At 67.0% G+C, this 11491-nt stretch carries 13 protein-coding genes; 10 read left to right on the forward strand and 3 right to left on the reverse strand.

Annotation, left to right across the window (positions count from 1 at the left end; genetic code table 11):
* The first annotated feature begins 73 nt into the window (after nt 1–73).
* Both XM1_RS20955 and XM1_RS20960 read left to right on the forward strand, forming a co-directional pair.
* The gene (locus XM1_RS20955; protein ID WP_082700633.1) at nt 74–487 is read left to right on the forward strand and encodes a winged helix-turn-helix domain-containing protein; all 414 of its coding nucleotides are present in this window, start codon (nt 74–76) and stop codon (nt 485–487) included.
* A 65-nt stretch (nt 488–552) separates the two neighbouring features.
* A complete protein-coding gene (locus tag XM1_RS20960) occupies nt 553–1209 on the forward strand; it encodes a nitrogen fixation protein NifQ (RefSeq protein WP_068436928.1) in 657 nt (218 codons plus the stop codon).
* Nucleotides 1210–1219: 10 nt separating this feature from the next.
* On the opposite strand, the gene XM1_RS20965 is transcribed toward XM1_RS20960, so the two are convergent.
* From XM1_RS20965 to modA, 3 genes are read right to left on the reverse strand one after another with little or no spacing between them, the layout of a single operon-like run.
* Complete coding sequence (locus XM1_RS20965) at nt 1220–1783, reverse strand: nitrogen fixation protein NifQ (protein WP_231920612.1); 564 nt, start codon at nt 1781–1783, stop codon at nt 1220–1222.
* A gap of 14 nt (nt 1784–1797) precedes the next feature.
* Nucleotides 1798–2163 (reverse strand): NifB/NifX family molybdenum-iron cluster-binding protein, encoded by a 366-nt coding sequence (locus XM1_RS20970; protein ID WP_068436930.1) that lies wholly within the window; start codon nt 2161–2163, stop codon nt 1798–1800.
* A gap of 36 nt (nt 2164–2199) precedes the next feature.
* On the reverse strand, nt 2200–2970 hold the full coding sequence (gene modA, locus XM1_RS20975; RefSeq protein ID WP_068436932.1) for a molybdate ABC transporter substrate-binding protein: 771 nt from the start codon (nt 2968–2970) through the stop codon (nt 2200–2202).
* Nucleotides 2971–3516: 546 nt separating this feature from the next.
* Here modA and XM1_RS20980 point away from each other — a divergent pair.
* The 8 genes from XM1_RS20980 to XM1_RS21015 all read left to right on the forward strand — a co-directional run bounded on the left by XM1_RS20980 (nt 3517) and on the right by XM1_RS21015 (nt 11478).
* On the forward strand, nt 3517–3720 hold the full coding sequence (locus XM1_RS20980) for a molybdopterin-binding protein (protein WP_068436936.1): 204 nt from the start codon (nt 3517–3519) through the stop codon (nt 3718–3720).
* 87 nt (nt 3721–3807) lie between these two features.
* Nucleotides 3808–4602 (forward strand): TOBE domain-containing protein, encoded by a 795-nt coding sequence (locus XM1_RS20985; protein WP_068436939.1) that lies wholly within the window; start codon nt 3808–3810, stop codon nt 4600–4602.
* Nucleotides 4603–4744: 142 nt separating this feature from the next.
* Entirely contained in the window at nt 4745–5152 is a 408-nt protein-coding gene (locus tag XM1_RS20990) for a DUF1489 family protein (protein ID WP_068436942.1), read from the forward strand.
* Between the two features lie 290 nt (nt 5153–5442).
* Nucleotides 5443–5829, forward strand: coding sequence for a response regulator transcription factor (locus tag XM1_RS20995; RefSeq protein ID WP_197603091.1), 387 nt, complete (start codon nt 5443–5445; stop codon nt 5827–5829).
* Nucleotides 5826–6947, forward strand: coding sequence for a YaiO family outer membrane beta-barrel protein (locus XM1_RS21000; protein ID WP_068436946.1), 1122 nt, complete (start codon nt 5826–5828; stop codon nt 6945–6947). The genes XM1_RS20995 and XM1_RS21000 overlap by 4 nt, the downstream gene beginning before the upstream one ends.
* Before the next feature lie 2 nt (nt 6948–6949).
* Nucleotides 6950–7999 carry a HEAT repeat domain-containing protein gene (locus XM1_RS23650; RefSeq protein ID WP_082700634.1) on the forward strand — a complete coding sequence of 350 codons (1050 nt, stop codon included), beginning with the start codon at nt 6950–6952 and terminating at the stop codon, nt 7997–7999.
* Complete coding sequence (locus XM1_RS21010) at nt 7996–9441, forward strand: glycosyltransferase family 2 protein (RefSeq protein WP_156428816.1); 1446 nt, start codon at nt 7996–7998, stop codon at nt 9439–9441. Before XM1_RS23650 ends, XM1_RS21010 begins: the two co-directional genes overlap by 4 nt.
* A gap of 21 nt (nt 9442–9462) precedes the next feature.
* The gene (locus XM1_RS21015) at nt 9463–11478 is read left to right on the forward strand and encodes an ATP-binding protein (protein WP_068436949.1); all 2016 of its coding nucleotides are present in this window, start codon (nt 9463–9465) and stop codon (nt 11476–11478) included.
* Nucleotides 11479–11491 lie beyond the last annotated feature (13 nt).

Consider the following 11491-nt stretch of genomic DNA (forward strand, 5'->3'; position numbering starts at 1 on the left):
CGAAAAATCAGCAGGTTGACGCTGAACCGGCAAACGGGTACGCCAGTCGCTGTCCAGCGACGGGAGAGGATCAATGGCCGGCAAACCCGATCTGCGCGTGCAGGTGCGCATCGTCCCCCTGCTCGGCCCCGGCAAGATGCAGATGCTCGAAGCCATCGACCGCCACGGCTCCATCTCGGCGGCGGCGCGGGTGCTGGGCATCGCCTATCCCAACGCCTGGAAGCTGGTGGACAACCTCAACCGCCATTTCCGCGAGCCGCTGGTGGAACGCGTCATGGGCGGCCGCCGGGGCGGCGGCGCCTCGCTGACCGCGACGGGCCACGCCGTGCTGGGCATCTACCGCTCGGTGGAGACCAAGGCCAGGATCATGTTCGCCGGCGACATCGACGCGCTGGAAGCGCTGCTGTCTCCCGATTCCGGCTGGACCGCCGAATGCGGCGGACAAGGCGACGGCAGCGGCCCGGCCGGCTGCCGGGACGGCGATTGATCAAGGTCACCCCGCCGCCGCCGCTTCCGTATTAATATCCGCCGCAATATAGCGGGAGGGGAGCGATGGCGGCCATCTGCCAGAGCGGGATCAAGTGGGGCGACGACTGGCTGGTGCGGTACAGCGCCCGGCCCAACGATCCCGACATCCGCGCCCTGGCCCGCGTGCTGACCCACCGCTGCGCCTGCCCGGATGCGCCCTACCGCCACGCCCTGGGGCTCGAGCCCGAGGAGATCGAGGCCGTCACCACCCGGTTCTTCCCGGCGGCCGAGGACGCCGGCTGGCCCATCAGCGGCTGCTGGCGCCGCCACAGCGCCGAGACCAGCCGGAGCGGCGTCGCCTGCCACGACCAGCGCCCCGATCCGGGCTATGGCCGCTTCAGCCGCTCGCTGCTGGAGCAGGAGGAGCAGGACCTTTGCCGCCTGTTCCTCAACCACGCCTCGGGCGGCGGAATATGGCCGGTGATCTTCGCCCGGCTGATCGCCCGGGCCTGCATGGAACCCGAGCATCTGTGGATGAGCCTGGGGCTGGAGGGCCGCGACCAGTTGAGCGGCATCCTGGAGCGTCACTTCGCCCCCCTGGCGGCCCGGAACGACCGGGACATGCGCTGGAAGAAGTTCTTCTACAAGCTTCTGTGCGACGAGGAGAAGGTCTGGACCTGCACCGCCAGTTCCTGCGAGATCTGCCCCCACCACCCGGAATGCTACGGTCCCGAACTCTGAAGGGGCACGCCTAATCCTCGTTCCCATAGCAATGGGCGAAATCGGGGCAGACGTCGCAGACCGGCGACTTGCAGACATAGACGCCCTCGGCCTGGCACATCTCGCGGTAAAAGAACTTCTTCCAGCGCATGTGCCGGACATTGCGCCCCGCCACGCCGGGGAAATGGCGGTGCAGCATGTCCGACAGCTCCTGGCGGTGGCGCAGGCCCAGGCTGATCCACAGATGCTCGGGCCGCAGCGAACGGCGGGCCACGATACGGGCCAGCCATTCCTCGATCTCGACGCCCGAGGCCCGGCCGGCCAGCAGCAGGGCGCGATAGTCGGGCTCCTCGATGGCGTCGTCGCCGGCGCCGGCATCAGCGGCCGCCAGTTCGCCGGGCGCGAAGGCCCCGGGAAAGGCCGCGTCCAGCAGGCGGGCCAGGACGGCGCCGTCCAGGCCCAAGGCCTCGGGCAAGGGGGAGCCGCCTTCCGCCAGGGACAGCGAAATCACCGAGGCCAGCACATGGCGGTCCGGTTCATGAAGATCGCTTCGGGCCACCATCAGCCGGCCGTAAATACCGCGTGTCCTGGTCATCGTTCCTGCGGCAATCAGCCGTTGATGCTTTCGCGGCGATATTTCTGCTCCGCCTGGCGCAGCCAGAGCGGCGCATGGCCACGCATTCCATCACGTAGTGCCTCCAAAGCCAGTGCGACAGGCTCTCCGGCAAATTTCCGGATGGGGATCACCTGAAGCCGCGCCAGTTGGAACTCCCCATCGGCGTCGACGTCGGCGGCGAACACCAGCCGGCACCCTGCCATGGCCCGGAGGCGGAGCGAGGGATCGCCGTCCGCCAGGGTCTCCAGGCCGAGATAGCGGTATCCCTCCTCGTCGACCTCGTAGAGCATCAGGTGCCTTACCCAGCCGAGATGGGCGTCGACGCGGGCCAGGTCCTGGGTGGCGATGGCGACCTTCATGGCGGCGTCTCCTCACCGGTGGCCGGCCCGCCCGGCTCAGTTGACCTTGAAACCGTATTTGGCGAACACGCCCTTGGCCTCGTTGGTGCGCAAGGTGTCGAGATAGGCCCGGGCGGCGGTGCTCTCCTTGCCGGCCACCAGGGCGAAGGGATAGACGATGGGATCGTGCATGGTGTCGGGGAACACGCCGACCACCTTGACCTTCTTGCTGACCGCCGCATCGGTGGCGTAGACCACCCCCAGCGGCACCTCGCCCCGCTCGACGAAGGCCAGCGCGGCGCGCACCGAATCCGTGGCGGCGATCCTGGCGCTGACCTTGCCCCACTGCCCGGCCCGCTCCATGGCCTGGCGGAAATAGAGGCCGACCGGCACGGCGTCCGGGTTGCCGGTGGCGATGCGCCCCTCGCCGGCCAGGGCGACGATGTCGGTCTTGGGCGTCAGTTCGACCTTGCCCTGCTTGGACTCGGCCGGCGCGATCAGCACCAGGGTGTTGCCCAGCAGGTTGAAGCGGGTGTCGGGGCTGATCAGCTTCTTGCCCGCCAGATAGTCCATCCAGTTCAAGTCGGCGGAGGCGAAGACCTGACCGGGGCCACCCTGCTCCACCTGCTTGGCCAGCGCCGAGGAGGCGGCGTAGGACGGCACCACCTTGTTGCCGGTCCTGGCGGTGAAGCTCTCGTTGATCTCGTTCAGGGCGTTGGTCAGCGAGGCGGCGGCGAACACCACCACATCCTCGGCGCGGGCCCCCGCCGTCACGGCCAGGCAGAGGGCGAAGCCGGCGGCGGCTCCCAGCAGGCGCTTCATCAGCATGACGCAACTCCATCGTCGGATCGAAATATAGTCGATGTATATATCGAAACCCCAGCCCGGGCAATCCCGATCGGCCGGCGAATCGGAAGCAGGGCCGGGACGAACCTCCGCCGGGCCTGGAAGGGACACCGGGCGGAGGCCGTGAGTGGGGACAGGAAGATCGCCCACCACGAAACGGATCGTCTCGACAAAAAGCGTTATATCAAAAATATAATTTAATGCAATGGCGATATGAAGCTGCACACCATATCGCCTCCCCGTCCATGGCACCAAACCGCAGAAGGCCGGGCAAACAGGGTACAGAGAGCCACCCCACCACAGACAAAACATCGTAAAATATGTATAAAGCGAATGCGCTATCAAGCCAAACAATATAGCGAATATACACGACATTTCAGGCCACATCACCCGATATTAACTTAACCAACATAACGAAATGCAAACATAATTCTTATTTTTAATTGACCTCGCAAGATGATCACCCATATTTTCCTGATCGGGCACGCTTCATGGGCGCCCCATCACGGTTCTTCTGGAGAATTCCCAATGAAACTCAGCGCTCGCAACGCCCTGAAGGGCAAGGTCGTGGACATTTCCAAGGGCCAGGTGGTGGCCAAGGTCAAGGTGGACGTGGGCGGGCAGTTCATCACCTCCCTGATCTCCATCGAGGCCATCGAGGATCTGGCCCTCAAGGTCGGCGACGACGTTTCCGCCATCATCAAGGCGTCGGAAGTAATCATCGGCAAGTAGGCTTGCCCGCCCCCTCCCGCCGCCATTTTCAAGCTGACGTCCGGGGTCCATCGTAATATATTCTGATTATATTACGGAGGACCCCGCGTGAGCGAAGACCAGATCGAAGCCATCCTGGCCCTTAAGGGAAGCAATCGCTCGCCGGTGGGGCGGGACCGCATCGCCCTGCTGGAGGCGGTGGCCGCCCACGGCAGCATCACCAAGGCGGCCCAGGCGGTGGGCCTCAGCTACAAGGCGGCCTGGGACGCCCTGGCCGCGGTCAACAACCTGCTGCCCCGCCCGGCGGTTTCCGCCCAGGCCGGGGGCAAGCACGGCGGCGGCGCCATGGTCACCGAGGACGGCCAGGCCCTGATCACCGCCTTCAGGATGCTGGAGGAACGCTTCGCCCGCGCCGCCGCCCTGTTCGCCGCCAGCGCCTCCCCCCTTGATCCCCTGACCCTGATCCGGAGCCTCGGCATGAAGACCAGCGCCCGCAACGCCTTCCGCTGCACCGTCGAGGACATCCGCCCCGGCGCGGTGAATTCCGAGGTCATCTTGCGCCTCACCGATCAGCTTACCCTGGCCGCCGTGGTCACCGCCGAAAGCATGGAGGACCTGGGCATCGCCAAGGGCCAGGCGGTGACGGCGCTGGTCAAGGCCTCGTTCGTCATGCTGGCCGCCGGCAGCGAATGCCCGCCGGTCTCCGCCCGCAACCGCATTCCCGGCATCGTCGCCCGGCGCGACGACGGCCCGGTCAGCGCCGAGGTGATCCTCGACATCGGCGGCGGAAAGACCGTCGCGGCGGTGGTCACCCGCGACGGCGCCGACGAGCTGGAACTGATCCCCGGCGAAGCGGCCTGGGCCCTGTTCAAGGCCTCCCACGTCATCCTGGCGGTGGAATAGACCATACCCGTCCCATTCCGCCCCCGCGTTCCGGCCTGAGAAAAGTCCGGGATCCGGGTTGCCATGGCCTCGACGCCTCCCCCATCATGGGGGCGAGAGGACATCGGCCTTTCGGCCGAACCGCGTGAACTCGGAGAAGGACATGATTCACCTGGTCAAGCTGGCAGTGGGCTGCGACGGCATCGACGCCCTGAAGGCGTTCCAGGCGGCGCGGCTGGCTGCCTTCGGCCACATCTTCCACCTGACCCGCTCCGTTCCCAAGCGCGCCGACGAACTGACCGGGGACGGCTCGATCTATTGGGTCATCAAGGGCTTCATCGCGGCGCGCCAGCGGGTGCTGGAGGTGCAGAAAGACTGGGACGAGGAAGGACGGCCGCGCTGCCGCCTGATCCTGGACGCAAAGGTGGTCAACGTGGAATCGCGCGCCATGAAGCCGTTCCAGGGCTGGCGCTACCTGCCCCCCGAATCCGCCCCGCGGGACCGCCGCCCCGGCGAGCAGGAACCGCCCCCCGAAATGGCCGCCGAATTGCGGGCGCTGGGGCTGATCTGATTGCCCGGCGGACACCGCGCCCCGGCCGCCCAATCCCGTATCCAGAATCGAAAACGCCGCCACCCCAAAAGGTTGGCGGCGTTTTGTTTTGGTTGCCGGCGCCCGGCCTAGCCATGGGATCAGCCGGGGCGGCGGCTCGGATCGTTTCGCCCGCATGGGGAAAAGCCCCTTATGCCGCTGGATGCCTCAAGCCATTTGAGCCACGCAAGGCTTGCCACCAATTATGGCATTTCACGCAAAGATACCTTTGGGATATATAATGTGGCCTGCCCATGTCTTTTGGAGGCGATGTGGTCGTGCTGAACAGAACCGTTTTGGTGGCGGATGACAATCCTCTGGTTACCCAGCTTCTTGCGCACCGCCTCGGATCGAGGGGCTTCAACGTCGTGGCGGTGGAAGATGGCGTGAAGGCGGTCGAGGCCGCCCATCGATTGATGCCCGACATCCTTGTGCTCGATGGCATGATGCCCGGCCTTGACGGCTTTGCCGTCATCAAGACCTTGAAGGCCAACGATGCGACCGCGTCGATTCCCATCCTGATGCTCAGTTCCCTCAAGGGGGAAAAGGACATCGTGGGTGCGCTCTCGGCCGGCGCTTCCGACTATCTGGTCAAGCCCTTCATCCCCGAGGAGCTGGTTTTGCGGGTCAAGCGTCTGCTGGAGGCGCCCAGGCAATGATCCGCACTCTGCGTGTTGCCGCCGTGGTCTGCCTGGCCATGGTCGGACTGTCGTCCGCGCTGGCCGCACAGGCCTCGCGGGACGCCCTGATGGCCGAGGCGACCCGCCTTGGCCACGACAATCAGGCGGAAGCCGGTCTGGCCGTGGTGCGCCGGATCCTGGCGGAAAACCCCAATGACGTCGAAGCCCGCATCCTGGAGGCCCGGCTGCTGGCCTGGTCGGGACGCAATGACGACGCCGGCCAGGCCGTATCGGTCCTGCGAAAGCAGCATCCGGCCAATGCCGAGATCCTGATCCTGGCGGGCGACATCGCCTGGTATGGCGGCGATGTGGCGGCGGCCCACCGGCGCTACCAGCGGGCCCTGACGCTCAGCCCCGATCACGGCGACGCGCTGCAGGGCCTCGCCCGGGTCGAGGCCGCCCGCAAGCGGCGCTGGCGGGTCGACACCGGCCTGGACGTCAGCCGGTTCGGGCCGCAGGGGTTGAAGGAATGGCAGGACAGCAGCCTGCGGGTCGGCTACGCCCTGTCCGACGATACCGAAATTCACGCCATCGGCTGGCAGTCCCACCGTTTCAGCCTGATCGACCGCTACGTGGAAGTGGGGGCGGACCACCGCTTCCTTCCCTGGCTGCGGGGCTCGGCGGCGGTGGGCATGACCCCCGACGCCGACTTCCTGCCCAAGCGCCGGATCAATCTCGGCGGCGCGGTCAGGGTCCGCGACGACAAGGGGCTGCTGGACGCCACCTGGCTGTCCCTGGACTGGCAGCGCTCCGCCTATCGCAGCGGAACGGTCAGCGTCGTGGCTCCGGGCCTGCAGCAATATCTGTTCGACGGGCGGGTCTGGCTCACCGGGCGGGTCCTGCGCGTCACCGACGAGAACGGCAAGCCCCATCCGGGCTATGAAACCCGGGCGGATTGGCAGGCGCTGGAATGGTTCCGCATTTTCGGAGGCTATTCCAACGCCCCGGAAACCAACGCCAACGTCACCGCCTATACCAGCAGCCGGTTCGGCGGCGTGGTGGTCGGGCTGACCCCCGATGTGGACGTCACCCTCTCGGCCAGTCGCGGCGATCCCTGGCGCAAGACCGTCGGGGCCGCCCTGTCCGTGCGGTTCTAGCCATGAGCCCGCTGGAGGTCATCTGGACCGTCAGCTTGGCCTTGGCCGCGATTTCGCTGCTGTTCATGGCTGTCCTGATCGGACGGCGCGTGTTCATCGACCGCGCCGACGCACGCCACGCGGCAAGGCGTGCCCAGTTGCAGGCCCACCTCATCGCCGCCATCGATGCCGACGACCGTTCGGCCCTGCCGCCGGTCACCGGCCAGAGCGATCGCCGCATCCTGGCCGAGATCGGGCGCGAACTGGTGGACCTGGTCCGGGGCGAGGATCGCGCCCGTCTGCTGGCGGCGATGGAGGAGAACGGCGTCGTCGAGGCGGTGCTGGCCGACATGACGGCCCGTTCGGCCCGGCGCCGGGAGAGGGCCGTCTCCTGCCTGGCTCCGTTCGACCGCGACGATGTCCGTTCCGCCCTGATGGATGTCCTGTGCCGCGACCCGGTTTCCGCCGTCCGCATGAGCGCCGCCTTCGCCCTGGCGGAATGGGGCAGCCCGCCCCCGCTGCCGGTCATCGCCGAGGCGCTGGGCGGGCTGGAACATGCCGGATCTCTGCGGCTGCGCGCCCTGCTGGTCCTGATCGCCGCCTCGTCGCCGCTGGAACTGGTGGACCTGATGCGCGCCGATCCCCGGCCGCCGGTTCTGGCCGCGGCCCTGCATGCGCTCGGGCAGAGCGGGACCCTGGGGGCCATCGACCTCATGATCGAGGCGGCGTCCCATGCCGATGTGACGGTACGGACCGAAGCCTTCCGCGCCCTGGCCCAGCTCGGTCATCCCGATGCGGAACGGGCCATCCCCGGCGGGCTGGCCGATGCGGCCTGGCAGGTTCGGGGGCAGGCGGCGCGATGCGCGGGCCAGATCGGCCTGTCTTCCGCCGTCCCGGCCCTGGAGGCCGCGCTGTCCGATCCGCAATGGTGGGTGCGTTTCCGGGTCTCGGAAGCCCTGACCAAACTGGGAATGCAGGGGATGGAGGCGCTGGAGCGCACGGCGAAGGGAACCGGCCCCGCCGCCCAGACGGCGCAACTGGTCCTGGCCGAATCCGGAGCGGTCCCATCATGACGGAATTGACCTTCTTCAGTCTGGTCATGCTGCTGGCCGAGCCGGTTTCATGGGCAGTCATCGCCGGTGGGCTGGCCCAGAACGCCGTCTATACCGTCCAGTTGCTGCTGGCCTACCGCCATCTGGCCCGGCGCACCCATTTCGACGCGGCCGACAATCTTTGGCGTCAATATGCCGAGGTGGCGCCGCCCATCTCGCTGCTGGTGCCCGCCTACAACGAGCAGACCACCATCGTCGAAAGCGTCCGCTCGCTGCTGGCCCTGCGCTATCCGCAATTCGAGGTGGTCGTCATCAACGACGGCTCGGCCGACGGCACGCTGGACGCCCTGATCGCCGGGTTCGATCTGCGGCCGGTGTCGCGGTCCTGGGATCATGCCGTTCCGCATCGGACAATTCACGGCCTTTACGGCAATCCCGCCTTCCCGTCGCTGCTGGTGGTCGACAAGGACAACGGGGGCAAAGCCGATGCCCTGAACGCCGGGATCAACATTTCTCGCATGCCGCTGTTCTGCGCCGTGGATGCGGATTCGGTGCTGGAATCCGACGCCTTGCTGCGCTGTGTCGAACCCTTCGTCGACGCGCCCGAGGAAACCATCGCGGTGGGCGGCACCGTCCGTCTGGCCAATGGCTGCACCGTCGAGAACGGCCAGGTGGTCCGGGTGGGCCTGCCCACCGCCATCCTGCCCCTGTTCCAGACCATGGAATACCTGCGGGCCTTCCTGATGGGGCGGCTGGCCTGGAGCGAGATGCGGGCGGTCACCCTGATTTCCGGCGCCTTCGGCATTTTCCGCCGCGACGCCGCCATCCAGGTGAACGGCTATCGCCACGATACGGTGGGCGAGGATTTCGAGCTGATCGTCAAGCTGCACCGCGCCATGATCGCGGCGCGACGCCCCTACGCCATCCGCTTCGTGCCCGAGCCGGTGTGCTGGACGGAAGCGCCGTCGTCGGCAGCCGTCTTGCGGCGTCAGCGCATCCGCTGGCAGCGCGGCGCGCTGGAAACCTTTTCCCGTCACCGCGACATGGCCCTCAATCCCCGCTACGGCCGCATCGGGCTGATCGGCTTCGGCCACGTGCTGATCGTCGACGTGCTGGGGCCGCCGCTCGAGGCCCTGGGCTATGCGCTGCTGCCGCTGCTCTGGCTGATCGGCATGCTCGACGCGGAGTATCCGCTGGCCTTCTTCGCCCTGACCTGCGTCTTCGGCGTCTTCATCAGCGTGTCGTCGCTGATCCTGGAAGAGCTGGAACTCAGGCGGTTTCCCCGCGCCCGCGACCTGGCGATCCTGTTCCTGATCGCCGTTCTCGAGAATTTCGGCTACCGCCAGATCAACACCCTGTGGCGGGTCGAGGGATGGTGGCGCTTCCTGCGGGGCACGCGCGGCCAATGGGGAACCATGACGCGCCAGGGCTTCGGCCGCCAACCGACCAACCGTCAGGACTGAACCAGAGGGGAGGGAACCGCAATGGATTTCGGCAATCTGGTTTTCGGCACCTATCGCTTCGAGCCGGGCGACGAATACCGCCGCTTCCAGCACCGCTTCGCCTGCATCTTGCTGCTGTTCAGCGCCACCGTCACCGGCATCTTCGTGATCGCCGCCCTAGGCGGCGCCGCCCATCTGCATCCCTATTACCTGTGGGGCGGCGAGCTTTACTGCGCCGTCTTCCTGGGCTGCTACGTGGCCATACGCTCCCGCCCCGCCCACCTGTCGCGGATCATGGTGCCGGGCATGCTGGTGTCGTTTCTGCTGGAAGCCATCGCCTTCCTGTACAACACCGCCGACGAATTGCGGGTTCTGTGGTTCCCGCTCAGCATCCCCGCCGCCTATCTGCTGATCGGGGCCTGGGCCGGCAATCTGATGACCGTCATCTCCATCGCCTTCGTGGTTGTCGCCAATTCCTATCTGCAGCATCCCTATTCCCCGACGGCGATCACCACCGTCGTCACGGCGATCTTGTACATCGCCGCCGTCTTCCGCGCCTTCTCCGGCCGTTCCGTCTCGTTCCACCTCGCCATGGTGGAAGCGCGCGAGACGGCGGTGGTCGCCCACCGGCAGGCGGAGCAGGCGCTGCGGGAAGTGGCCATGCTGCTGGACAATTCCGGCCAGGGCTTCCTGTTCTTCGGGCCCGACCTGGTGGTACACGGGCGCTACAGCCGCGCCTGCGTTTCGGCCTTGGGGCGTGAACCGGAAGGACATCCGGTCGACATGCTCCTGTTCAGCAACGACCCCGACGCCAGGGCCCTGATGCGTCGCAGCGTGGCGCGGGCCTGCGCCGCCTGGGAGGCGGACACGCCGATCCGGGCCGAAGTCTATCTTTCGCTGCTTCCCCGCAACCTGGCGGTGGGCGAGCACTACCTGTCGGCCCAGTACATCGCGGTCGACGGCGGCGTGATGCTGGTCCTGTCGGACGTGACCGAGCGCAAGCGCCTGAACGACGCCGTCGACCGCGAGCGCCACCGCATGGAGATGGTGCTGGCGGCGGTGACCGACCAGGACGACTTCTTCGCGGCGCTCGACGGCTTCCGGGAATTCGTCGCCGCCGGCTCCTCGTCCTGGAGCGAGCGGGCGCCGGTCGAGCTTTACCGCGCCATTCACACCTTCAAGGGCACCTTCAACCAGTTCGGCTTCCAGCGCCTGCCGGCCCAGTTGCACGATGTGGAGACGCAACTGCGCGAGCTGGACCAGGAGCCCTCCTCCGCCCAGGTCGCCGGGATGGTGTTCTCCATCGACTGGCTGAACCTGATGGAGACGGACCTTTCCGTCATCACCCAGGCGCTGGGCAAGGATTTCATCGAGCGAAGAAACGTCGTCACCATCGATCCGGTCCAGGCCGTCACCTTCGAACGCTTCGCCAACCGCCATCTGCAGGCGGGCGACCTGCCGGGCGAGGAACTGCCGGTGCTGATCGAACTGTCCCGAATCCGCATGGCGTCGCTGCGGCATGCCTTGCTCGATTACGAACGCATGGCGCGGCGCATGGCCGAACGGCTGGGCAAGGAGCTCGACCGCTTCGAGGTGTCGGGCGCCGACATCAGGATCGACCCCGATCGCTTCGGCCCCTTCCTGCGCAGCCTGGGACACGTGTTCCGCAACGCCATCGATCACGGGATCGAAACGGCCGACGCCCGCGACGCGGCGGGAAAGCCCCGGGGCGGCAGCATAACGTGTCGCATCGGCAGGACGGAGGACGGCATCATGGTGGAAATCTCCGACGACGGCGCCGGAATCGACGTGGCGGCCTTGCGCCGTCGCGCCGCCGATCCGGCCCTGAAGGACGCATCCCTGGCCGACCTGGTGTTCTGCGACGGCCTGTCCAGCCGGGACGAAGCCAATCCGTGGTCGGGCCGGGGCGTCGGCATGGCCGCCGTGCATGTGGCCGCCCGCGGGCTTGGCGGAGACATCGCCATCGTCACCAATCAGGGCCAGGGGACCACCTTCGTGTTCCGCCTGCCCGCCGAATCCTGCCAAGTGGCAGCGTGAAAGGAACGGCCTC

Origin of the sequence: Magnetospirillum sp. XM-1 (assembly GCF_001511835.1) — a bacterium.
Taxonomy (GTDB): Bacteria; Pseudomonadota; Alphaproteobacteria; order Rhodospirillales; family Magnetospirillaceae; genus Phaeospirillum.

Coding starts and splice junctions, on each gene's coding strand:
- XM1_RS20955 (WP_082700633.1), top strand. CDS start 74: ATGGCCGGCAAACCCGATCTGCGCGTGCAGGTGCGCATCGTCCCCCTG.
- XM1_RS20960 (WP_068436928.1), top strand. CDS start 553: ATGGCGGCCATCTGCCAGAGCGGGATCAAGTGGGGCGACGACTGGCTG.
- XM1_RS20965 (WP_231920612.1), bottom strand. CDS start 1,783: ATGACCAGGACACGCGGTATTTACGGCCGGCTGATGGTGGCCCGAAGC.
- XM1_RS20970 (WP_068436930.1), bottom strand. CDS start 2,163: ATGAAGGTCGCCATCGCCACCCAGGACCTGGCCCGCGTCGACGCCCAT.
- modA (WP_068436932.1), bottom strand. CDS start 2,970: ATGCTGATGAAGCGCCTGCTGGGAGCCGCCGCCGGCTTCGCCCTCTGC.
- XM1_RS20980 (WP_068436936.1), top strand. CDS start 3,517: ATGAAACTCAGCGCTCGCAACGCCCTGAAGGGCAAGGTCGTGGACATT.
- XM1_RS20990 (WP_068436942.1), top strand. CDS start 4,745: ATGATTCACCTGGTCAAGCTGGCAGTGGGCTGCGACGGCATCGACGCC.
- XM1_RS21000 (WP_068436946.1), top strand. CDS start 5,826: ATGATCCGCACTCTGCGTGTTGCCGCCGTGGTCTGCCTGGCCATGGTC.
- XM1_RS23650 (WP_082700634.1), top strand. CDS start 6,950: ATGAGCCCGCTGGAGGTCATCTGGACCGTCAGCTTGGCCTTGGCCGCG.
- XM1_RS21010 (WP_156428816.1), top strand. CDS start 7,996: ATGACGGAATTGACCTTCTTCAGTCTGGTCATGCTGCTGGCCGAGCCG.
- XM1_RS21015 (WP_068436949.1), top strand. CDS start 9,463: ATGGATTTCGGCAATCTGGTTTTCGGCACCTATCGCTTCGAGCCGGGC.